21 protein-coding genes and 1 pseudogene are annotated in these 20992 nt (G+C 66.2%); 9 read left to right on the top strand and 13 right to left on the bottom strand.

Annotation, left to right across the window (positions count from 1 at the left end):
* Nucleotides 1-10: 10 nt before the first annotated feature.
* The 7 genes and pseudogenes from QB898_RS08090 to QB898_RS08060 form a co-directional block, all read right to left on the bottom strand.
* Nucleotides 11-1732: a DUF3426 domain-containing protein gene (locus QB898_RS08090; RefSeq protein ID WP_279524526.1), complete on the bottom strand. Its 1722-nt coding sequence runs from the start codon at nt 1730-1732 to the stop codon at nt 11-13.
* 537 nt (nt 1733-2269) lie between these two features.
* Entirely contained in the window at nt 2270-3043 is a 774-nt protein-coding gene (locus tag QB898_RS08085; RefSeq protein ID WP_279524525.1) for a pyridoxine 5'-phosphate synthase, read from the bottom strand.
* A 71-nt stretch (nt 3044-3114) separates the two neighbouring features.
* Nucleotides 3115-3894: pseudogene (recO, locus tag QB898_RS08080) on the bottom strand (DNA repair protein RecO); the annotation flags it as partial.
* Nucleotides 3895-4012: 118 nt separating this feature from the next.
* Nucleotides 4013-4762 carry a hypothetical protein gene (locus tag QB898_RS08075; RefSeq protein ID WP_279524524.1) on the bottom strand — a complete coding sequence of 250 codons (750 nt, stop codon included), beginning with the start codon at nt 4760-4762 and terminating at the stop codon, nt 4013-4015.
* Between the two features lie 217 nt (nt 4763-4979).
* A complete protein-coding gene (locus tag QB898_RS08070; RefSeq protein ID WP_255397825.1) occupies nt 4980-5105 on the bottom strand; it encodes a hypothetical protein in 126 nt (41 codons plus the stop codon).
* A 1-nt stretch (nt 5106) separates the two neighbouring features.
* Nucleotides 5107-5391 (bottom strand): c-type cytochrome, encoded by a 285-nt coding sequence (locus tag QB898_RS08065; RefSeq protein ID WP_279524523.1) that lies wholly within the window; start codon nt 5389-5391, stop codon nt 5107-5109.
* A 122-nt stretch (nt 5392-5513) separates the two neighbouring features.
* Nucleotides 5514-5858 carry a hypothetical protein gene (locus tag QB898_RS08060; protein ID WP_279524522.1) on the bottom strand — a complete coding sequence of 115 codons (345 nt, stop codon included), beginning with the start codon at nt 5856-5858 and terminating at the stop codon, nt 5514-5516.
* A 213-nt stretch (nt 5859-6071) separates the two neighbouring features.
* Between QB898_RS08060 and msrAB the strand changes: the two genes are divergently transcribed.
* The 9 genes from msrAB (at nt 6072) to QB898_RS08015 (ending at nt 16055) form a co-directional block, all read left to right on the top strand.
* Nucleotides 6072-7691: a bifunctional peptide-methionine (S)-S-oxide reductase MsrA/peptide-methionine (R)-S-oxide reductase MsrB gene (gene msrAB, locus QB898_RS08055; protein ID WP_279524521.1), complete on the top strand. Its 1620-nt coding sequence runs from the start codon at nt 6072-6074 to the stop codon at nt 7689-7691.
* 501 nt (nt 7692-8192) lie between these two features.
* Nucleotides 8193-10541: a heavy metal translocating P-type ATPase gene (locus QB898_RS08050; protein ID WP_279524520.1), complete on the top strand. Its 2349-nt coding sequence runs from the start codon at nt 8193-8195 to the stop codon at nt 10539-10541.
* A 3-nt stretch (nt 10542-10544) separates the two neighbouring features.
* Nucleotides 10545-10682 (top strand): cbb3-type cytochrome oxidase assembly protein CcoS, encoded by a 138-nt coding sequence (gene ccoS / locus QB898_RS08045; protein ID WP_050716155.1) that lies wholly within the window; start codon nt 10545-10547, stop codon nt 10680-10682.
* A 75-nt stretch (nt 10683-10757) separates the two neighbouring features.
* Nucleotides 10758-12233, top strand: coding sequence for a cytochrome-c oxidase, cbb3-type subunit I (gene ccoN / locus QB898_RS08040; RefSeq protein WP_279524519.1), 1476 nt, complete (start codon nt 10758-10760; stop codon nt 12231-12233).
* 26 nt (nt 12234-12259) lie between these two features.
* Nucleotides 12260-12880, top strand: coding sequence for a cytochrome-c oxidase, cbb3-type subunit II (ccoO, locus tag QB898_RS08035; RefSeq protein WP_050716605.1), 621 nt, complete (start codon nt 12260-12262; stop codon nt 12878-12880).
* Nucleotides 12881-12894: 14 nt separating this feature from the next.
* Nucleotides 12895-13032, top strand: coding sequence for a CcoQ/FixQ family Cbb3-type cytochrome c oxidase assembly chaperone (locus QB898_RS08030; RefSeq protein WP_050716606.1), 138 nt, complete (start codon nt 12895-12897; stop codon nt 13030-13032).
* Between the two features lie 34 nt (nt 13033-13066).
* Nucleotides 13067-13999 (top strand): cytochrome-c oxidase, cbb3-type subunit III, encoded by a 933-nt coding sequence (gene ccoP, locus QB898_RS08025; RefSeq protein WP_279524518.1) that lies wholly within the window; start codon nt 13067-13069, stop codon nt 13997-13999.
* Between the two features lie 299 nt (nt 14000-14298).
* Complete coding sequence (ccoG, locus tag QB898_RS08020) at nt 14299-15699, top strand: cytochrome c oxidase accessory protein CcoG (protein WP_279524517.1); 1401 nt, start codon at nt 14299-14301, stop codon at nt 15697-15699.
* Between the two features lie 5 nt (nt 15700-15704).
* On the top strand, nt 15705-16055 hold the full coding sequence (locus QB898_RS08015) for a nitrogen fixation protein FixH (RefSeq protein WP_279524516.1): 351 nt from the start codon (nt 15705-15707) through the stop codon (nt 16053-16055).
* Between the two features lie 17 nt (nt 16056-16072).
* Here QB898_RS08015 and QB898_RS08010 read toward each other — a convergent pair whose 3' ends face one another.
* From QB898_RS08010 to gluQRS, 6 genes are all read right to left on the bottom strand, one after another.
* A complete protein-coding gene (locus QB898_RS08010; protein WP_279524515.1) occupies nt 16073-16918 on the bottom strand; it encodes a hypothetical protein in 846 nt (281 codons plus the stop codon).
* Nucleotides 16919-16933: 15 nt separating this feature from the next.
* Entirely contained in the window at nt 16934-17287 is a 354-nt protein-coding gene (locus QB898_RS08005) for an FKBP-type peptidyl-prolyl cis-trans isomerase (protein ID WP_279524514.1), read from the bottom strand.
* A gap of 73 nt (nt 17288-17360) precedes the next feature.
* Complete coding sequence (locus QB898_RS08000; RefSeq protein WP_050716162.1) at nt 17361-17669, bottom strand: winged helix-turn-helix transcriptional regulator; 309 nt, start codon at nt 17667-17669, stop codon at nt 17361-17363.
* Between the two features lie 263 nt (nt 17670-17932).
* Nucleotides 17933-18523 (bottom strand): recombination mediator RecR, encoded by a 591-nt coding sequence (gene recR, locus QB898_RS07995; RefSeq protein ID WP_279524513.1) that lies wholly within the window; start codon nt 18521-18523, stop codon nt 17933-17935.
* Between the two features lie 364 nt (nt 18524-18887).
* The gene (locus QB898_RS07990; protein WP_050716164.1) at nt 18888-19223 is read right to left on the bottom strand and encodes a YbaB/EbfC family nucleoid-associated protein; all 336 of its coding nucleotides are present in this window, start codon (nt 19221-19223) and stop codon (nt 18888-18890) included.
* 544 nt (nt 19224-19767) lie between these two features.
* The gene (gene gluQRS, locus QB898_RS07985; protein ID WP_428982773.1) at nt 19768-20763 is read right to left on the bottom strand and encodes a tRNA glutamyl-Q(34) synthetase GluQRS; all 996 of its coding nucleotides are present in this window, start codon (nt 20761-20763) and stop codon (nt 19768-19770) included.
* Nucleotides 20764-20992 lie beyond the last annotated feature (229 nt).

Genomic DNA, 20992 nt, shown 5'->3' with positions numbered 1-20992 from the left:
CTTTCAGGGTTCAGGGGTAGAAGGCGGTGAGGCGGTAGCCGACGATGGCGGCAGGGTCAGCCGCATCGCCATCCACGGTGAGGGTGACGGCGCCCGTGAATTCGCCGCGCGCGGCCATTTCGGCGGATGCACCCTGCTCGGCGGGGGGCAGCACGCGGCGCAGCACGGTTTTGCCCTCGCCGTTGCTGAGCGTGAGTTCCAGCGAAGGCGTGGCCACGGGCAGATCCGCCGTGTTGCGCAGGCCAAAGCTCAGGTTGAAGGTGTTGGCGCTGGTGCGCACGAAGCTGGAGCTGTCGATGACGATGGTGTCCAGCAGCCGGTAAGGCTCCACCTTGCAGCCCAGCGGCAGGCACAGGGCAGTGAGCACGGGCCTGGTAGCGGGTGCGCGCGCAGCCAGCCAGGAGCGGTTGTGAATGGCGACCTGCACCGCCAGCGCCAGCGCCAGCAGGCCGAAAGCGCCGCCCATGGCCAGGCGCACGCCGGGGCGCTGCCACATGGCGCGCTGGCGCGCTTCGCGCACAAAGGAAGGCTCGGCCGCCGCAGCGGCTTCAGCCGTTTCCGGGCGCTGCCGGTGCGGGGCGGGTGATTTCGGGGCTTTGGGCGCTTCAGGCGCGGTCTTTCTGGTTTTGCCTGCGGACTTGCCATGCGCTTTGTCAGATGCCTTGTCGGACGCTCTGCGAGATGCTTTTTCAGGAGGCTTGCCATCCACGCGGCTCTTGGGCGCGGCTTCGGCGGCGGCAAGAGCAGGCTGGGCGGGCGCTGACGGCGTGAGCGGCGCGGCGGGAATGTCCAGCGGCGCAGGCCGCGCTGGCGGCTTGTTGCCGGGAGGCGGCTCAAGCGGCCACTCGTCCGGGTCAAAAGGCACAGAAGGCATGAACAGGGGCGGCTGCACGGGCTGGCGCTCGTCGCGGGCGGATTCATGCGCGGGCTGCGCGGCCATTGGCAGGGCAGGGGACTCCTCTGCCTGCGGCTGCGGTTCTGGCCCGGGCTGCGGCGCGGGTGCGGCGGCCGGTTCCGGGTCCAGCAGATAAGAGCCGATGCCGCTGAGCAGAAAGTCCACGCCGCCCGGGGGCGTTTCGGCGGGCGGAGCCACGCTCCTGTCTTCCTCCTCCTCTTGCACGGCGGCGACGCTGGCCTGGTGCGCGGCGTTTCCGGCTTCGGCTTCAGCAACGCGGGCGGCAGCGCCGCTTTCGCCGTCTCCTTCTTCGTCAGTTTCTCCGCTGCCTGAAACGGGGCGCTCTTGGCCTTCATCAGTGCTTTCGGAGCCGTCAGTTTCCAGCAGGGAATAGAGAGAGGTGATGCGGCCTTCCTCCGGTTCGCCGCCTTCCGCGCCAGCGGCGGCGTCGCGCAGCGCGGCGGGAGCAGGCACGGTTTCCGGCATGGGGGCCGGGGCCGAAAGCGCGCCTTCGGGATGCTGCTGGGCCGAAATCTGCTCGAACAGGGCGCGAAACTGCGTCATCTCGTCCGCCGTGGCGCGGCGCGTGCCGCTGGATGGCGCAGGCGGCTCGGCAGTGGCGGCAACTGCGGCGGAAGGAGCGACGGGGGCGGCCTTGGGCGCGTCTGGCGCGTCTGGCAGGGGCGGCGGCGCGGATTCGGGGTCTTGCAGGTTTTTCCGGGCGTCAAACACGCGCCTGCAATGGCCGCAGCGCACCCAGCCTGCGGAGATGCGGAGCTGATCGGGCACAACCTTGAACAAGGTGGCGCAAGCGGGGCAGCGGGTAATCAGTGCCATGCGCAGGAGAAAAAGAGAAGCGGATCAGGGAAAAGGCGGCAAACGCGCGTATTTTCAGGCCGAAATGCCTCCGCCCGGCCCCCGGATTTGAAAAAGCGCGGGCCGGTAGAGCTGATAGGGATCTGATAGGGAGCCAGACGGATATGGGCCGGTACGGGCGTTTTCACCAGCCAGCGGCAGCGCAAGCGAGGAGACAGCGATGAGACCGGCGATGAACAGGGCGGATTGGGCGGTCTGGGCAAAGCGGCGCGCCCGGAGCTGAGCGAGCGGCCTTGACTGGCTCATTTCAGCTCCTTTATTCATAGCGATATGTCCTAGTGGAACCTGCGCACAATGGTGTTTAGGCCCCCTTGAATTTGCTCCTGTTTTTGCTCCAACGTCTTGCTAACGGGCCAGCCTTCGGCGTGGTGCTTTTTGCCTCATGGGCATAGATGCCGTCATCCGGCAGCTTGCCGCCGGGGCGCTTCGGGGCGCCTGTTTGAAATCAAGCGGCAGAAATATCCGATTTGCAGACGCGCTTAGGCGGCAGAGCAGCTGTCACGCCGCCGCGATGCAGGCCAGATAGCCGCGCACGGTGGCGGCATAGCCGGCTTCGAGCGCATCAGCCATGAAGGCGTGACCGATGCTGACTTCGGCCACGCCGGGCACGGCCTGCAAAAAAGGCGTGAGGTTGTGCTGGTTCAAATCGTGCCCCGCGTTCACTTGCAGCCCTTCGGCTTGCGCGGCCTGGGCGGCAGCGGCATAGCGGGCGGCTTCGGCTTGCAGCGCGTGCGCGGTTTCAGCTGTGCCCTGTCCGGCATGGCGGGCAAAAGCCAGGGCGTAAGGCTCGGTGTACAGCTCCACGCGGCTGGCGCCCAGGGCGCGGGCCAGGGGCATTTGCTGCGGCAGCGGGTCCATGAACAGGCTCACGCGCACGCCCCAGGCGCGGCACTGGGCGATGAGCGGGGCCAGGCGCTCGCGGGTGGCGGCGTCGGTCAGGTCAAAGCCGTGGTCGCTGGTGAATTGGTCTTCGGCGTCGGGCACGAAGGTGGCTTGCTGCGGGCGCGCGGCTTCGATGTGGGGCATGAGGTTTTGCAGCGGGTTGCCTTCGATGTTGAATTCGCGCCCCGGCCACTGGTGCAGCAGGGCGGCGAGTTCGCCCACGTCATGGGCGCGGATGTGGCGGCCGTCGGGCCGGGGGTGGATGGTGATGCCGTGCGCGCCCGCTTGCAGGCAAAGCAGGGCGGCGCGGGTGACGGACGGGATGCCCAGATGGCGCGTGTTGCGCACGAGGGCGACCTTGTTGACATTGACGGAAAGCCGGGTGTTCATTCGGATTCGGGGTCAGCCGGAAAAGGCGCGGAAGATGGGGAAAGCGCGGAAAGCGCGGCGGCGGCGCTTTGCAGCTGTTGCAGCTCGGCCATCATTTGCCGCGTGCGCAGACTGCGCCCGCAATGGTAGTGAAGCAGGCCGCGCAGTTGCGCCAGCAGGCGGCTGCGTGCAGCGCCCAGCGCGGCGCAGGCGGCCAGCACGGCGGCAAAGGGTGCGCGCGCGCTGCCTCTTTCTTGCAGGGCATGGTGCAGCGCGAGCCAGTGCGCGCCATCCAGCCAGGCGCCATCGCCATCGGTTGCCTGGCGCAGGCCGCCTTCGGGCACGAGGCAGTAGCGCGCGCTTGCCTGCACGGGCGCGAGGGTGAGCGTTTGCGCGTTCAGCGCGGGCAAGTGGCCGGTTTCGCGCAGCAGCAGCAGCTCAAAGGCGCGCAAGGCGGCGTGCAGCACATCAGCCTGTCCGGCAGCGCCCGAGTGCAGGGCCAGGGTGTGCACCAGCGCGGCGTAGGCGTCGAACAGGGCAGGATGCGCGTCATCGCGCGCCAGCAAGCGCATCAGCAGTTCATTGGCGTAATAGCCCGACAGCAGCGCCTGCCCTGTGGGCATGACGTGCCCGCCCGCCCATTCGGCGCTTTTGAGGGTGCGGATTTCGGCATCGCCCCCCCAGCCCAGCAGCAGCGGCTGCAAGGGCAGCAGCACGGGCCGCAGGCTGGAGCTGGGCCGCTTGGCCCCCTTGGCCACCAGCGCCACGCGCCCGTGCTGGCGGGTGAAGGTCTCCAGAATCAGGCTGGACTCGCTCCAGTCATAGTGGTGCAGCACGTAGGCAGGCTGCTGGGCGATGCGGCGGGCGGTCATGCGCGAAAAGGGGTGAAGCTTCAGGCGCGAAGGCAGCCGCAAGCTGTGATGCGGGCTGGATTCGCCGCCATGAAACCGGAAGCGAAGGCGGATGCGGCCGCCCGGCTCAAAGCGCGGTTCAAAGCGGTTTGGCGGCGCTGGCAGCGCCCGGAGCGTCTGGAGCGTCTTGGCCTTTTGGCGCAGCGGCGGGCAGCGGGGCCGCCAGGTCCATGCGGCGGCGCAGGCGGGCGGCTTCTTCGGCCTGGCCGTTTTGCTGCGCCAAGCGCTGCTGCACGCTCAGCCAGGCGAGCAGGGGGCGCCGCCAGCCTTGGGCCGAGGCTGTTTCGACAGCCAGTGCGGCGACGGCGGGGCTGGCGCGCTGGCTTCGCATGAGCACGCCAGCGGCAATCAGGCGGGAGGCGGGGTCTTCAATGGCTTTGAGCGCGGCGGCGGCATCGGCTGCGGCGGGCGCGGCGGCATTTGCGGCGGCGATGGCCCGGTAGGCGGCGGGCAGCAGGGCGGCCTGCGCGGCGCTGGCCTGGCCCGCAAGCCAGTCGGCATAGGCGGCTTCGGCAGGCGGCGCGTCTTCGCGCAGGGCTTCAAAGCCGGTGCAGGGGGCGAAGTCCAGGCTGGCCGTCTGCAAGGCGCAGCGGGTGAGTTCCACGCGGGCGACTTGCTCGGGCTGGCCGGTGCTGGCCGCTTGCTGCCGGGCCTGCTCGAATTCGCGCCGGGCCACGCGCTCGTTGCCCAGCAGATAGGCCTGGGTGTAGCGGCTGGCGTGGGCCACGCTTTTGACTTGCCAGTCCGGCACGGGCGGGCCGCCCGCGCAGGCGGCCAGCGCGGCGGCGGCGATGAGGGGCAGGGCAGGGCGGAAAGACACAAAAGGCATGGCGCGGACGGCAGACGGGGGCGGTTTGGCGTTCAAAGCCCCGCATTATCTGGCCGCTGCGCGGGCTGCGTGGCGCAAGGCGGTGCGCCGGAAGGCTTGTTTCAAACGGACGGGCGTTTCTTCAATGCCATTGATTTTGCACCTTGTGGTTTTGCCGGTCAGGCGCTTTCCATTTTCTTTGTTTCAGCGGCGCATTCCGCGCGCTTGCCTTGATGATTCAGCCATTCAGGCGTGCATTCGAGAATTCAAAAAAGAAGGCGCGCGCATTGAAGCCATTGCAGGCCAGCTCATGAGTTTCACCGGCCTGGCGAAAAGGCTGCAATGGCGCTGCCTGTGGCTCCATGTTATTTCAGCGACAGAATCCACTGCGCCAGTTTTTGTGCCTCTTCGTCCGACACCTTGTTGGGCGGCATGGGAATGGCGCCCCATTTGCCTTTGCTGCCGTTTTTGATGCTCGCAACCACGGTGGAGGCATCATCGTATTTGGCGGCTACGTCTTTGAAGGCGGGGCCCATCACTTTTTTGTCTGTCGCGTGGCAGACCATGCAGTTTTTGGCTTTCGCCAGGCTTTCGTCAGCCATGGCCGGAGCGGCCAGGCAGGCCAGAATAAGCAGAATATGGTATTTCACGGTTGTTTCCTTTCATCATGGGAATCAGGTTGGACCCCCTGCCCGGATAACGCAGGCCGTTTCCACCGGGTTGACAGATTTTAGAACAACCTGGTGCGAAGCAGTTGTGAAATTGATCTGGTTCAAAAGTTCAGGGCCGGCGCGGCGTCTATAGAAATGATGTTCTTGACAGGCAAGTGATTATCATTTGATGAATAGGAATTACTCTTGAAAAATAATTTGCTTTTGTCAAGACTCACCATGGGAATAGTGGAGTGCCCGCCAGCGCATGGGTGAAGCGGTGGCGCAAACCAGCGCCCGCCCGGCTTTGCGCGAAGGCAAGAAGCCGCCCTGGCTGCGCGAAACGGGCCTGCGCGGCTGGACGGCACTGAAACAGGAGCGAATTCTTCGCCCTCAAAATGGCCTTCGCGCCCGTTTGGCGAGGAGGTTATGCTATGAAACAAGGAGCGGATATCAGGCTTTTTCATGAACTGCGCGGAAGGCGGGAGAAATGCGCTTGCCGGTATTTCTTCAGCTGCCGCTGTCAGGATGGGGCCGGTCTGAGCGACTGTTGAGGCAGGCGCGGGCCGGCCGCCTTTGAGCAGGTTCTTGCGCTGATGCGCCGCCGGGCCGTTTTCCGTGCGGCGTTCAGCGCTGGCATCCGGCCGCCCGCGCCGCATTCATGTGAAAGGAGTTATTCGATGTCGCATTCAAGTTGGCCGCGCAAAACGCTGGTTTCGCTGGCCTCGCTGGCCTGCCTGGCCGCGCTGGCCTGGCCCCGCCTCCAACCGGCGATGGCGAGCGCCGCTTCCGCCGCTCCTGCCGCTTCCGCCGCCGCCTCTTTGCAGGGCAGGCTGGCCGCGCTGCATGACGTGGCGGGCCAGCCCGCCGCTGCCCATCTGAAAGCGGGGCGGCCCACGCTCATCAAGTTCTGGGCCAGCTGGTGCCCGCTGTGCCTGTCGCAATTGCAGGAAACCGAGGGCTGGGCCAAAGACGCGCGCTTTGCCGGCGCCAACCTCGTCACCCTGGCTTCGCCCGGCCATCTGGGCGAGAAAAAACCCGGCCAGTTCGAGCAGTGGTACCGGGGTCTGGACTACCCGGCGCTGCCCGTGCTGATTGACAACGGCGGCGGCCTGGCGCGCGCGCTGGGCGTGAGCGTCTATCCCTCCTGGGCCGTGCTGGACGCCAACGGTCAGCTGGCGCGCGTGGTCAAAGGCAGCCTCAATGAGCAGCAGGCCCTGGCCCTGATGGCCAACCCTGATGCCGATCTGGGCAAACTGCAGACGGCCTTCTACAAACCCGGCGCCCAATCCGGCCATTCAAAGAAAGCTCAAGCCATGAACACTCGCACCATCTACCTTGCAGGCGGCTGCTTCTGGGGGCTGGAAGCCTATTTCCAGCGCGTGCCCGGCGTGATTGACGCCGTTTCCGGCTATGCCAACGGCAAAAGCAGCGCCAGGCCCAGCTATGAGGATGTTTCCTATCGCCACAGCGGCCATGCCGAAACCGTGCGCGTGACCTGGGATGCCGACCGCCTGAGCCTGCAAGACATCCTCCAGTACTACCTGCGCGTGGTCGATCCCACCAGCCTGAACAAGCAGGGCAACGACCGGGGCGAGCAATACCGCAGCGGCGTGTACTACACCGACGCGGCCGACCAGCCCGTGATCGCCGCCGCCCTGGCGCAAGAGCAGAAAAAGCACCGGCAGCCCGTCGTCGTGGAAAACCTGCCGCTGGCCCACTTTCACGAAGCCGAGGCATACCACCAGGATTACCTGCTCAAAAATCCCAACGGCTATTGCCATATTGACATCCGCAAGGCGGACGAACCCTTGAGCGGCAAATCAGACACCCAGCCGGCCGCCCAGCCAGCGGCCCGGTGGCGCAAGCCCGACGAGGCCACGCTGCGCCAGAAGCTCAGCGCCGAGCAATACCGCGTCACCCAGCAAAGCGGCACCGAACGCGCCTTCAGCCACGCATACGACCACCTGTTCGAGCCGGGCATTTATGTCGATGTCGTCAGCGGCGAGCCGCTGTTCAGCTCCGCCGACAAATTCAACTCCGGCTGCGGCTGGCCCAGTTTCACCCGCCCCATCGAGCCAGCCGCCGTCACCGAGCGTGAAGACCGCAGCTACAACATGCTGCGCACCGAAGTGCGCAGCCGCGCCGCCGACTCGCACCTGGGCCACGTGTTCGACGACGGCCCCAAAGACCAAGGCGGCCTGCGCTACTGCATCAACGGCGCCAGCCTGCGCTTTGTGCCGCTGGAGCAGATGGACGCGCAAGGCTACGGCGCATGGAAAAAAGCCGTCACGCACTGAAAGGCCGCTGAAGGGTCTGCGCGCACGGCCTGCTTGCGGTTTGCGTCTTTTGGGCGTTTGTCTTTTGGGCGTTTGCGCCCCAGGCCAAACCGCTTTTGCCGCCGCGCGCGGCCAGCCCGCTCCAGGCGGCGTCTTGCGCATGCCTGGAAAGGCCGTTTTTTCGCTCCTTGTTCCATAGCAAGATGTCCTAGTGGAAACTGCGCTGAACGGGGTTTTGGCCCTGCCAAATCAGCTCCTCTTTTTGATGCCATTTTTCTGTTCATGGCCTGCCGCTGAACGGCCGCCGGGGCAGGGTGCGCCCTTCTTGCGCCGGGTTCCGTCAGGCGCGCGCATTGGCGTGGCGAGAAAGCGAGCCAGGAAAAGCGCTTTCGCACAAGCGGGCGCTGCAATGCCGCACTAAAAAACCATGGATTGCGGGGCGGGCGCGCAAGGGAAGGCGCAAAACAATACATTGTCTGGAATATGGGTTATCAATAGTTCATTGATTTTTTCTATTTCGCCATGACCGCTTCTTCCGCGCTTTCATTGCCCGCCGCGCTGCCGGATGCGCCGGATGCAGGCCGGGCGCGCGCCCGGGCAGGGCAGGGCGCGGATTTCGCACTGCTGGACGAAGCCGATGAATGGGCGGCGTTCAGCCGTCCGGTTGCCGCAGCGGCGGGCGAAGGCGCGCGGCTGTGGGAATCCAGCGTGGCGTTCGAGGGCATGTATTGCGCCGCTTGCGCGGGCACGATTGAAGACGCCTTGCGCGCCGTGCCGGGCGTGCGCGACGCGCAAGTGAGCGCCGCCAGCCATCGCGGCCGCGTGGTGTGGGACGAAAGCGCCACGCGGCCTTCCGCCTGGATGCAGGCCGCGCTGGCCGCCGGCTACCGGCCCGTGCCCGCGCATGACGCGGCAGGCAGCGCGCGCCGGCAGGCCGAAACGCGCCGCATGCTGTGGCGCCTGGGCGTGGCCGGCGTTTGCATGATGCAAGTGATGATGTATGCGGCGCCCGCCTACTTCACCGCGCCGGGCGAAATGGATGCGCAGACGCAATACCTGCTGCGCTGGGCGCAGTGGGTGCTGGCCATGCCCGTGGTGCTGTTTTCGTGCGGGCCGTTTTTCAAAAACGCGTGGCGGGATTTGAAGCTGCGCCGCATCAGCATGGATTTGCCGGTGGCGCTGGCGATGCTGGCGGCCTTTGGCGTGAGTTCGCTGGGCACGTTCGAGCCGGCCGGGCCTTTCGGGCGCGAGGTGTATTTCGACTCGCTCACCATGTTCGTGTTCTTCTTGCTCACGGGCCGCTGGCTGGAGCTGCGCCTGCGCGAGCGCACGGCAGGCGCGCTGGAAAAGCTCATGCACCGCTTGCCGCAAAGCGTGGAGCGCTGGCAGGCGGGCGAAAAAGGTGCGCCGGGGGGCTGGCAGCGCGTGGCGGCGCGCCGCTTGCGCGCGGGCGACGTGCTGCGGGTGTGGCCGGGCGAGGTTTTTCCGGCCGATGGCCAGGTGCTCAAAGGCCGCACGCTGGTGGATGAGGCGCTGCTCACGGGCGAATCCACCCCGCTGGAGCGCGGCGAGGGCAGCCAGGTGGTGGCGGGCAGCCACAACCTGTCCGCCGCCGTCGAGGTGCGCGTGCAGCAGGCGGGCGCTGGCACGCGCTACGCGCAAATCGTGGCGCTGATGGAGCAGGCGGCCAGCAGCAAGCCGGGCGTGGCGCGCCTGGCCGACAAGATGGCGCGGCCCTTTTTGCTGGCCGTGCTGCTGGCGGCGGGCGCGGCTTGCGCCGGGTGGTGGCCGCAAGACCCGGCGCGGGCGCTGATGGTGGCCGTTTCCATTCTGGTAGTGACCTGCCCTTGCGCCCTGTCGCTGGCCACGCCGGCGGCCCTGCTGGCCAGCGCGGGCTGGATGGCGCGGCGCGGCGTGCTGGTGCGCCGCTTGCAGGCGCTGGAGGCGCTGGCTGGCGTGGACACGGTGGTTTTCGACAAAACCGGCACGCTCACGCGTGATGCCTTCGCGCTGCGGCAGCTGCGGGCGAGTGAAGACATGGGCGAGACGCAGGCGCTGGCGCTGGCGGCGCAGATGGCGCGCGGCAGCCTGCACCCCGTGGCGCGGGCGCTGGCCGCGCAAGCTGAAAAAGCAGGGCTGGCCGTGCCGCAAGAGCCGCTGCCAGGCTGGCGCGAAGTGGCGGGGCAGGGCATTGAAGCGGGCGGTTTCCGGCTGGGTTCGGCGCGTTTTTGCGGCGTGGCGGGCGACGAAGCCGTGCGTGATGAAGCGGCGGGCGCGCTGGCCTGCCACTTGAGCCGTGTTGATGACGGCGGCGCGCGCTGGCTGGCGGCTTTCGTGTTTGACGAAGACTTGCGGCCCGATGCCGCCGCCGCCGTGGCGGCGCTGCACGCGGCAGGCGCGCGCGTGGCGCTGCTCTCGGGCGACAGGCCGCTTGCCGCGCAAAGGCTGGCGCGGCAGGCGGGCATTGAAGAGGCGCAAGGCGGCTTGACGCCCGATGACAAGCTGCGCGCCGTGCGCCAGTGGCAGCAGGCGGGCCGCCGCGTGGCCATGGTGGGCGACGGGCTGAACGACGCCCCCACGCTGGCGGCGGCGCATGTGTCTTTCGCCTTTGGCCGCGCCGTGCCGCTGGCGCAAGCGCAAGCCGATTTCGTGGCGCTGGGCGACCGCCTGTCGGCCATTGCCGGCGCCCTGGCGCAGGCGCGCCGCACGCTGCGCGTGGTGCGGCAGAACCTGGCCTGGGCCGCCGCCTACAACGCCGTGGGTGTGCCGCTGGCCGTGGCCGGGCTGATGCCCGCCTGGGCCGCCGGGCTGGGCATGGCGGCCAGCTCGCTGCTGGTGGCGCTCAATGCGCTGCGCCTGTCAAGAGACTGAGCGATGGACATTCTTTTTCTCCTCATTCCCCTGTCCGTCGGACTGGCGTTTTTCATTCTGGCGGCGCTGGGCTGGGCCATTTACAGCGGCCAGTTTGATGACGTGGAGCGCGAGGGCGAACGCATTCTTGAGCAGGACTGAAGGGCTTGATGGCAATCAATCATGCCCTGACTACACGCATGGTTAATATCAAAAATCCGAAACAAAGAGGTGCAAGTGAAATCCCTGAATACACAATCCACTGTCTATAACGACAAAGTGGTCAGGCAATTTGCCATCATGTCCGTCGTCTGGGGCGTGGTGGGCATGCTGGTGGGCGTGATTTGCGCGGCCCAGCTGACCTGGCCGGAGCTGAACCTGGGCATTGCGTGGCTGAGCTACGGGCGGCTGCGCCCGCTGCACACCAACGCGGTGATCTTTGCCTTTGGCGGCTCGGCGCTGTTTGCCACGGCCTACTACATCGTGCAGCGCACCTGCCAGGTGCGGCTGTTTTCCGACAAGCTGGCCGCCTTCACCTTCTGGGGCTGGCAGGCGGTGATCGTGGCCGCCGCCATCACTTTGCCGCTGGGCCTGAACAGCAGCAAGGAATACGCCGAGCTGGAGTGGCCGATTGACGTGCTCATCACCCTGGTGTGGCTGGCCTTTGCCGTGGTGTTTTTCGGCACCGTGGGCACGCGCCGCGTGCGCCACATCTACGTGGCCAACTGGTTCTACGGCGCCTACATCATCGCCATCGCGCTGCTGCATGTGGTGAACAACGCCGAGCTGCCCGTGGGCTGGTTCAAGTCCTACTCGGCCTACGCGGGCGTGCAGGATGCGATGGTGCAGTGGTGGTACGGGCATAACGCCGTGGGCTTTTTCCTCACGGCTGGCTTTCTGGGCATGATGTATTACTACATCCCCAAGCAGGCCGGGCGCCCCGTTTACAGCTACCGCCTGTCCATCGTTCACTTCTGGGCGCTCATCTTCACCTACATGTGGGCCGGCCCGCACCACTTGCACTACACGGCGCTGCCAGACTGGACGCAGAGCGTGGGCATGGTGTTTTCGCTCATCCTGCTGGCGCCCAGCTGGGGCGGCATGATCAACGGCATCATGACCCTCTCGGGGGCATGGCACAAGCTGCGCGACGACCCCATCTTGCGTTTTCTCATCGTGGCGCTGTCGTTTTACGGCATGTCCACCTTCGAGGGGCCGATGATGTCCATCAAGACCGTCAATGCCCTTTCGCACTACACCGACTGGACGGTGGGCCACGTGCACGCGGGCGCGCTGGGCTGGGTAGGGCTGATCACGATGGGATCGCTCTACTACATGATTCCGCGCCTGTTCGGGCAGACGCGCATGTACAGCGTCAAGGCCATTGAAGTGCACTTCTGGGTGGCCACCATCGGCATCGTCATCTACATCGCCGCCATGTGGATTGCGGGCGTGATGCAGGGCCTGATGTGGCGCGCGGTCAATCCCGACGGCACGCTCACCTACACCTTTGTCGAATCCGTCAAGGCCACCTTCCCCTTCTACGTGCTGCGCCTGCTGGGCGGGCTGCTCTATCTGGGCGGCATGTGCATCATGCTGTGGAACACCTGCAAGACCGCCGCCGCCGGCAAGGCCGCGCCGGTTGCCATCCCGGCCCTGGCCGCCCATGCGGCGCCTGCCGTCTCTCCCGCCGCCGCCCCGGCGCGCGCCTGAAAAAAACACCCCGAGGACAACACCAAATGGCTGAAGAAGAAAAAGCCACCGGGCATGCCCGCGTCGAGACCAGCAATTTTTTGATGATCGTGCTCATCTTCATCGTCGTGTCGATGGGCGGGCTGGTGGAAATCGTGCCCCTGTTTTTCCAGCACTCCACCACGCAGCCCATCGAGGGCCTGAAGCCCTACACCGCCTTGCAGGTGGCCGGGCGCGACGTGTACATCCGCGAAGGCTGCAACAACTGCCACTCGCAAATGATCCGCCCCTTCCGCGCCGAGGCCCTGCGCTACGGCCCCTACTCGGTGGCGGGCGAATTCGTCTATGACCGCCCCTTCCTCTGGGGCAGCAAGCGCACCGGGCCGGACCTGGCCCGCGTGGGCGGCCGCTACAGCGACGAATGGCACCGCCTGCACCTGCACAACCCGCGCGATGTGGTGCCCGAGTCGAACATGCCCGCCTATCCCTGGCTGGAAAAAACGCCTGCGCCGGCCGCCACCATTCAGGCGCACATGCGCGGCCTGCGCGCCCTGGGCGCGCCCTACACCGACGAAGAAATCGAACAGGCCCCCGCAGAGCTGAAAGACCAAAGCGAGCTGGATGCCCTGATTGCCTACCTGCAATCGCTGGGCCTGCACCGCAAGTGAAAGGCAGGCCCGTCATGGACATCAACACCTTGCGCAGCATCTCCACCGTGCTGGCCTTCGCGGCCTTCATCGGCATCGTCGCCTGGGCCTGGTCGCGCCGCAACCAGGCCGGCTTTGAAGAAGCCGCCCGCCTGCCCTTCGAGCAGGACTGAACCGGAAACAACCCACGCCTGACACCCCAAAAAAATGAGCGACTTCACCAGCAGCTTCTGGCCCGTTTACATCACGGCCATCTCCCTGGGCGGCATCTTTGGCTGCGTGTGGCTGCTTTGGCTGGCCCTGCGCGCCAAGGTGCAGCCAGACAGCGACAACACCACCGGCCACGTCTGGGACGGCGACTTGCGCGAAATGAACAACCCCATGCCGCGCTGGTGGATGGGCCTGTTTCTCATCACCGTGGCCTTTGCGCTGGCCTACCTGTACCTCTACCCCGGCCTGGGCACTTATCCGGGTGCGCTTCAGTGGACGCAAACAGGCCAGTTTGAAAAAGAAGTGGCGCGCGGCAACGAGCAGGCCGCGCCCATCTACGCCGCCTTCAAGGACAAAACCATCCCCGAGCTGGCGCAAAACGGGCAGGCCGTGGCCATTGGCGACCGCCTGTTCATGAACAACTGCGCCCAGTGCCACGGCTCGGACGCCGGCGGCAGCAAAGGCTTTCCCAGCCTGACCGATGGCGACTGGCTCTGGGGCGGCGAGCCGGAGCAAATCGTCGAAACCATCACCGAAGGCCGCATGGGCAACATGCCTCCCATGGCCGAAGCCGTGGGCGAGCCGCAAGACGTGCGCGACCTGGCCCAATACGTGCTCAGCCTCTCGGGCAGCCCGCATGACGCCGCCCGCGCCAGCCGGGGCCAGGAAAAGTTTGCCGCCTGCGCCGCCTGCCACGGCGAAGACGGCAAGGGCAACACCGCCCTGGGCGCGCCCAACCTCACCGACAACGTGTGGCTGCACGGCTGGGGCGAAAACGCCATCGTCGAGCGCATCAACAAAGGCATGACCAACGTCATGCCCGCCTGGGGCGCCAAGTTCACGCCCGAGCAAATCAAGGTGCTGGCCGCCTATGTCTGGAGCCTGTCGCACAAGGGCGAAGCCGAAGGCGGCGCGGCGGCCGCGCAGTGACGCGGCGGGCCGGACCACGCGCTACGAACAGCTCCGGCAGCCCGCTGCTGGCGGGCAGGCGCTGGCTTCAGCCGCCTGCGCGCTTGCCGGAAGGGAATGAATTAGCTCCTTGATTCATAGCAAGAGGTCCTAGTGGAAACTGCGCAGAAGCCATTTTCTGGCACCTTGAATTTGCTCCTGTTTTTGACTCATGAACGGCGCATAAGCCAAACGCCGGGCAGGCGTTTGCCTGGCCGCCTGCCGCACGCACGGCGCGCAAGCCGGGCGCGTGACGCCATTTCATCCACCGCTCCCACGTCATGACCCCCCCGCCCGCCCCCGCCAGCGCCGCCGCCACGCCGCTTTTTGCCGCCGCCAAAAAGGTCTATGCCCGCAGCGTCACGGGCCTGTTTGCCAAATGGCGCTGGGCGCTGGTGTGGCTCACGCAAATCATCTTCTTCGGCCTGCCCTGGCTCACCTGGGGCGGGCGGCCCGCCGTCTGGCTCGATCTGGAAGGCCGGCGCTTTTACGTCTTCAGCCTCATCCTCTACCCGCAGGACGTGATTTACCTCACGGCCATCCTCATCATCTCCGCGATGGCGCTGTTTTTGTTCACCGCCGTCGCGGGCCGCCAGTGGTGCGGCTACGCCTGCCCGCAAACCGTCTACACCGAGATCTACATGTGGATGGAGCGCCTGGCCGAAGGCGAGCGCAACGCCCGCATGAAACTGGACGCCGCCCCCATGTCCGCCCGCAAACTGGGCCGCAAGCTCGCCAAACAGACCCTGTGGATTGCCTTTGCGCTGTGGTGCGGCATCACCCTCGTGGGCTACTTCACGCCCATCCGCGAGCTGCTGGCCAGCCTGGCGCACGGCACGCCCGGCCCCTGGGAAACCTTCTGGGTCTTTTTCTACGCCTTCGCCACCTACGGCAACGCGGGGCACATGCGCGAGCAAGTCTGCAAATACATGTGCCCCTACGCGCGCTTTCAAAGCGCCATGTTCGACAAAGACACCCTCATCGTCACCTACGACGCCGCCCGTGGCGAGCCGCGCGGCGCACGTGCCAAAAAAGCCGACTACAAGGCGCAGGGCCTGGGCGAATGCATCAACTGCACCTTGTGCGTGCAAGTCTGCCCCGTGGGCATCGACATCCGCAACGGCCTGCAATACGAATGCATCAGCTGCGCCGCCTGCATCGACGCCTGCGACAGCGTGATGGACAAGATGGGCTACCCGCGCGGCCTCATCCGCTACTCCACCGAAAACGGCGTGGCCAACGGCTGGAGCCGCCAGCAACTGCTGCGCCGCGTGCTGCGCCCGCGCGTGCTGGTCTACACCGCCATCCTGGCCGCCGTCACCATCGCGCTGCTCGCCAGCATTGCGCTGCGCACTCCGTTCAAAGTGGACATCGTGCGCGACCGCGCCGCGCTCGCCCGCATCGTGGCCGGCGGCCGCATCGAAAACATCTACCGCGTGCAAATCATGAACGCCGCCGAAGCCGCCCACACTTTCACCCTGCAAGCCCAGGGCCTGCCCGGCCTGGAAGTGGCCGCCGGACGCACCGTCGAAGTGCCCGCCGCCCAGGCCAAATGGGTCTCCGTGCGCCTGCAAACGCCCTATGACGCCGCCGCGCCCGGCGCGCACCCCGTCACACTGAGCATCAGCGCGCCGCAGCTGGGCGAAGTCACCGAAAAAACCATCTTCATGCTGCCAAGGTAAAGCCCATGAACACGCCGCCAACACCATCAGCCGCACCGCCAGCCGCCCAGCCATCACGCCCTGGCCCGCGCCTGCAAGAGCCGCACTCCGGCCCCTGGTGGCGCTACCGCATCATGTGGCTGGTCGTCGGCGGCCCGGCGCTTGTCGTCATCGCCGGCTTTTTCACCCTCTACCTGGCCATTGCCAACCCCGACTACCTCTACACCGACGAGCAGCGCCAAACCGCCCCCGGCGCCGCCCGCCACGAACAAGCCGCCCACGCTCCCGCCATGCAGGCCCGCAACCACGCCGCCACCGGCGGCATGGCGCCAGAAAAAACGGGCGGAAGCGAAAGCGGGCAGCCCGCGCTGCGCTGAAAGGCGCGAACGGCCTCTCAATCGGAATGGCAGCTCTTGCGTTCAGGGGCTGCGGCGAATGAAAACACAGGCTGAAACCATTCAGGCCGCAAGCCATCGCCCAACAGACGGAAGGAATCGTTTTTTGCGGGAAAAGGCGCTTGTCCGCTGGCTTGGAGCGCCGCCATGCGCTCCTGGGCGTAACGGTGGGCGAAATCCTCTTTGGCGCTGGAGCAGCGGGTTTTCCAAACCTCTTGCCCTTTGCCGGACAGGCAGCGGGCGTGATCGGCGATGTGCCCCAATTCGTGCAGCAAGGTGCGCCAAAGCAGCGTGCAACGCAATGCGTCGGGTGAGGGCGTGATAAGCCAGTAGCGGCGGGTGCGCTGCGCGGTGTGGCCGTCAGCGCGCAGGCGGGCCAGTTCGCGCGCCCATTCAGGCGTGAGCGCCAAAGGCCAGCGCCAGCTGGCCAGGCTTTGCGCTTCCAGCACGATGACAGGCGCGCCGTGGCGCACGAACAATGCGCGGCCCCACGCCCGGCTGAAAATGCGCTGCTTGCGTGTGGGCTGGCGCAGCACGATCATGCGCACGCGGGCCACGTCATGCGGCGGGCAGCCTGCCAGGACGGCGCAAAGGTCATCCACCGTGCAGGGATGAAAAAAACCGCCCGGCAGATGAGGCGGCTCCACGGCGAAACACAGTGAATGGCCCGCCACTTGCCGCCACACGATGACGGGCGTATGCAGCTGTTCATGGAAAGCGCGCGGCTCCCGCTGGCGGCCGAACGGAGCGGGAATTGCGAATGGCGCGCGCCGCTTGTAACCGCTGGCTGCCGTGCCTGTGCGGCGGTTGCGGCGGGCGGGATTCCAGCTGGCGCGTTGATGCATGCAGGGCAGGGGGATTCAGTCTTGCGCGGCGAGCAGCTCCACATCGAATTCAAGCGTGGCATTGGGTGGAATCACTCCGCGAATGCCGTGCACGCCATAGCCAAGCGCAGGCGGAATGATGAGCCTGCGGCGGCCGCCAGCCTTCATGCCCGCCACGCCTTCGTCCCAGCCGGCGATCACCATGCCCTGGCCTAGCACGAAAGTGAAGGGCTGGCCCCGGCTGCGGCTGGAGTCAAACGGCGCGCCCGTCCGGCCCTGTTCATGCAACCAGCCGGTGTAGTGCACCTGCACGGTCCGGCCGGAGAGCGCCTCGGCGCCTGTGCCGGGAGTGATGTCTTCATATTGAAGGCCGCTGGAAGTCGTGGGCATGAATGGCTTCCTTAAAGAGAAAAAAGCAAAGGCCAAAAAAAAGCGCCCTGCCGGGCGCGTGCAGGTGAGTGATTCACTTCTTTTTGGATTGCGATGCAACCCAGCGCACCGCGAAAGCCTGCAAGTCCGACAGGCGCTTGAACAGATCCTGCCCGCTGGGCGTGAGGCTGTAGCCATCGGAACCGTGGGTGATGAAGCCCGCCGCGCGCAAATCCCTGAGACGGGTGTTGAGCGTGTTGGGGGTGATGCTGCCGACGCTGTCTTGCAGCAGGCGGAAGGTCTGGGCGTGTCCGTCGCGCAGCGCCCATATCACGCGGATGGCGTAGCGCGACTCCAGCAAGGTCAGCAGCTGATTGGTGGCGGCGGTTTCCTTGGAACTCATGACGGGTTTCTCCTGAAAAAGGCCGCAGTAAACAGTTGGTTGCAGGCGTGCGGCGCAAGTGGCGGGCATGATAGCCGAATTCGGCTTTTTGCTAGCAGTTTCATAGCTTCAAATGCAGCGCTGGCGTGGACTGGCCGCTACAAATTCCGGAACGGCCGCTTCATTTTCAGGCTGCCAGCCTGCCGCGCGGAGCCAAGCAGCTTGCGGCCTCCGGGCAGGCGCGGGCAAGCCGCTGCCTGCTGGCGGCGCAAGGCGCACCGCCCTCAGCGCCGGTCGGCCAGGGCATGGGCGATGGTGCCCAGATCCACATATTCCAGCTCGCTGCCCGCAGGCACACCGCGCGCCAGGCGGGTCACGGCCAGGCCCTGCGCGCGCAAGGCTTGCCCAATGACGTGGGCGGTGGCCTCGCCTTCGGCGGTGAAGTTGGTGGCCAGGATGACTTCGCGCACCGTGCCATCCGTGGCGCGCTCCAGCAGCTTTTGCAAGCCGATCTGGCTGGGGCCGATGCCATCGAGCGGCGACAAGCGCCCCATCAGCACGAAATACAGGCCATTGAAGGCGGCGGTGCGCTCCAGCGCGGCCTGATCGGCGGGCGTTTCCACCACGGCCAGCTGCGAGGCATCGCGCCGGGGATCGGCGCAAGTGGCGCAAATTTCTTGCTCGGTGAAGGTGTGGCAGCGCGCGCAGTGGCGCATGCGGCTGGTGGCGGCATCCAGCGCGCGGGCCAGTTGCAGCGCGCCTTCGCGGTCGTGCTGGAGCAGGTGAAAGGCCATGCGCTGGGCCGAGCGCACGCCCACGCCGGGCAGGCGGCGCAGGGCTTGCACCAGGGCATCCAGGCTATGGGTATCGCTCATGGGATGGAGAAGATGGGGATGGCAGCGGGCCGGGATGGCGTCAGAACAGGTTCAGCCGCGCGTCATGCCGCACGGCGTGCGGCGGGCGAGTGAAGGCATCGGGCGGCAGAAGGTACCCGGCCCGCATGGGGATCCAGTTCCCCCCAAGTCTGGCCGTTGCTGCTGTATCGGGCATTGAAGATGAGTGGGCCAAAAGCGCCCGCAGGCAGCGGCATGACGCACGGGGCAGGATGATGCGGCGGCTTGGCGCCCCACGGGCTGTGCAGGTAGCCAGCCTTGGCGCTTGTTCATTCTGTGACGCTGCGCGCGCAGGCCAGCAGCGCCTGGCAGACAGGCAAAAGCGCGCGGCAAGGCAGCGCGTTTTTCAGAAAGGGAATTTCATGCCGCCGGGCAGACCGGGCATGCCAGCAGGCATGACTTTGCCCATTTTCTCGGCGCTCACTTCCTCGGCCTTGCGCACGGCGGCGTTGAAGGCGGCGGCCACGAGGTCTTCGAGCATGTCCTTGTCGTCAGCCAGCAGGCTGGGGTCAATCGTCACGCGCTTGACGTCGTGCTTGGCCGTCATCAGCACTTTGACCAGGCCCGCGCCCGATTCGCCTTCGACTTCAATATGGGCCAGCTCTTCCTGCGCTTTCTTGAGGTTGTCCTGCATGGCCTGAGCCTGCTTCATGAGGCCGGCGAGTTGTCCTTTGTTGAACATGGGTGGGCTTTCCTTGAGATGTGGCAAAAGTTTTCTATCGTACTCAACAACGCGGCGCAAAGCGCCTGCCGCCAGCCTGCGCCGCATTGCGCCCCGCGTTCGGAAATGGCTTCCATCAGTATGAAAAGAGGAGCAAATTAATAGGACGGAAAAACGGCATCTCCGCAGTCTGTTCTAGGACTCCTTGCTATGAATCCAGGAGCTGATTCAGGCTTTCCCCCCTTTCAATGGCAGAGGCGCGGCCCGGCGGTTTTCTCTCCTTGCTGGCGAGGGGGCTTTGTTCATCAAGCCAGTTCGGGAAATGCGCGGATGCGCTCGCGCCTGCGGACAAGACGGCTTCCCTGATGGGAGTTGGGGCCTTAGCCTTCATACGTGCCCGCTCATTCCCAAACTGTTCACAGCTTGTTTGCGCGCAGCTTCGGCAGCGGCCTAATTTTGCTTTTCTTTCAATAGCAAAACGTCCTAGTGGAAACAGCGCAGACCGGTCTTTCGACCCCCTTGAATTTGCTCCTGATTTTGATGAAAAATGGCTTTGCGCTAGCTTCTACGTAGCTGCCCAGTCCATTTGCCGCCAGGCGCGCACCCAGGCTGCGAGTGCGCCGGGGATGCTGTCAGCATCGTCCGTGTTGTGAGCGGGCAGGCCCAGCGCCTGTGCGGCGGCGTTCAGCGCGCGCATGGGGCTGGATAAATCCAGCGGGGCAGCGTGGTTTTGCTTGCTGAGCTTTTCGCCATTGGCTGCCAGAACCAGCGGCGTGTGCAGATAAAGGGGCGTGGGCGCGCCGAGGGCGGATTGAAGGAGGATCTGGCGGGGCGTGTTGTCAGCCAGGTCGGCTCCGCGCACGACGTGGGTGATGCCTTGCGCGGCATCGTCCACCACCACGGCGAGCTGGTAGGCCCACAGGCCGTCAGCGCGGCGCAGGATGAAGTCGCCCACGGCATCGGAGACGCTTTGCTGTTGCGCGCCCAGGCGGCGGTCATGCCAGTGCAACACGCCATTGACCATGAAGGCGCGGGCGTTTGGTTCGGCAGGCGCTTTTTGCTCGCAGCGCAGGGTGTGCAGCCGCCAGGCGCAGGGGGCTTGGGCGCGCGGGCCGCCGCGCTCCGGGCGGCAAAGGCCGGGATAGGGCAAGGCCTGGCCGCGCACGGGAGCGTGGCCTCGGGCGGCGTGCCAGCTGGCGATGTCTTTGCGTGTGCAGGAGCAGGGGTAGGCCAGGCCCGCGCGTTCCAGCTGCGCGAGCGCGCGGGCGTAGAGCGCGCCCCGGCGGGACTGCCATGCCGGTTCTTCATCCGGCAGCAGCTGGCAGGTGGCCAGCTGGCGCAAGATGGCCTGCCCTGCGCCGGGAATGCAGCGCGGCGCGTCCACATCTTCAATGCGCACCAGCCAGCGGCCTTGGTGCGCGCGCGCGTCCAGCCAGCTGGCCAGGGCCGCCACCAGCGAGCCTGCATGCAGCAAGCCGGTGGGCGAGGGGGCGAAGCGGCCTGTGTAGGAGCTTGTCTTCAAAGCCAATTCAACCGGTTGATCACGCGTGCGCGGGTGCATAGGCGATGAAAGCCGCAGGGCCTGTTCGCGGCGTGGCCGTGCGGGAGCCGTGATGGAAGCGCGGGTTGAGCCGGACGTCGCCCGGCGGGCTTCATCTTTGCGCCTCCCATCAGGCCAGAGCTGGCTTGCGCAGCAGGCAGACGGGCAGCCTTTGCGCGGGCGATATTCGGCGTTGAAACTTGTTCAGAGTCTGGCCGTGATGGGCTGTGTGGACTGCAAAGGCCCAAGA

Source organism: Ottowia cancrivicina, from assembly GCF_029813755.1.
In the GTDB taxonomy this organism is placed as follows: Bacteria; Pseudomonadota; Gammaproteobacteria; order Burkholderiales; family Burkholderiaceae_C; genus Ottowia; species Ottowia massiliensis.
The sequence above is the reverse complement of the archived record's forward strand: the minus strand, read 5'-3'. Positions and strand labels throughout refer to the sequence as shown.

Coding starts and splice junctions, on each gene's coding strand:
- QB898_RS08090 (WP_279524526.1), bottom strand. CDS start 1,732: ATGGCACTGATTACCCGCTGCCCCGCTTGCGCCACCTTGTTCAAGGTT.
- QB898_RS08085 (WP_279524525.1), bottom strand. CDS start 3,043: ATGAACACCCGGCTTTCCGTCAATGTCAACAAGGTCGCCCTCGTGCGC.
- QB898_RS08075 (WP_279524524.1), bottom strand. CDS start 4,762: ATGCCTTTTGTGTCTTTCCGCCCTGCCCTGCCCCTCATCGCCGCCGCC.
- QB898_RS08070 (WP_255397825.1), bottom strand. CDS start 5,105: ATGGAGCCACAGGCAGCGCCATTGCAGCCTTTTCGCCAGGCCGGTGAA.
- QB898_RS08060 (WP_279524522.1), bottom strand. CDS start 5,858: ATGAAAAAGCCTGATATCCGCTCCTTGTTTCATAGCATAACCTCCTCG.
- msrAB (WP_279524521.1), top strand. CDS start 6,072: ATGTCGCATTCAAGTTGGCCGCGCAAAACGCTGGTTTCGCTGGCCTCG.
- QB898_RS08050 (WP_279524520.1), top strand. CDS start 8,193: ATGACCGCTTCTTCCGCGCTTTCATTGCCCGCCGCGCTGCCGGATGCG.
- ccoS (WP_050716155.1), top strand. CDS start 10,545: ATGGACATTCTTTTTCTCCTCATTCCCCTGTCCGTCGGACTGGCGTTT.
- ccoO (WP_050716605.1), top strand. CDS start 12,260: ATGGCTGAAGAAGAAAAAGCCACCGGGCATGCCCGCGTCGAGACCAGC.
- QB898_RS08030 (WP_050716606.1), top strand. CDS start 12,895: ATGGACATCAACACCTTGCGCAGCATCTCCACCGTGCTGGCCTTCGCG.
- ccoP (WP_279524518.1), top strand. CDS start 13,067: ATGAGCGACTTCACCAGCAGCTTCTGGCCCGTTTACATCACGGCCATC.
- ccoG (WP_279524517.1), top strand. CDS start 14,299: ATGACCCCCCCGCCCGCCCCCGCCAGCGCCGCCGCCACGCCGCTTTTT.
- QB898_RS08015 (WP_279524516.1), top strand. CDS start 15,705: ATGAACACGCCGCCAACACCATCAGCCGCACCGCCAGCCGCCCAGCCA.
- QB898_RS08010 (WP_279524515.1), bottom strand. CDS start 16,918: ATGCATCAACGCGCCAGCTGGAATCCCGCCCGCCGCAACCGCCGCACA.
- QB898_RS08005 (WP_279524514.1), bottom strand. CDS start 17,287: ATGCCCACGACTTCCAGCGGCCTTCAATATGAAGACATCACTCCCGGC.
- QB898_RS08000 (WP_050716162.1), bottom strand. CDS start 17,669: ATGAGTTCCAAGGAAACCGCCGCCACCAATCAGCTGCTGACCTTGCTG.
- recR (WP_279524513.1), bottom strand. CDS start 18,523: ATGAGCGATACCCATAGCCTGGATGCCCTGGTGCAAGCCCTGCGCCGC.
- QB898_RS07990 (WP_050716164.1), bottom strand. CDS start 19,223: ATGTTCAACAAAGGACAACTCGCCGGCCTCATGAAGCAGGCTCAGGCC.
- gluQRS (WP_428982773.1), bottom strand. CDS start 20,763: ATGCACCCGCGCACGCGTGATCAACCGGTTGAATTGGCTTTGAAGACA.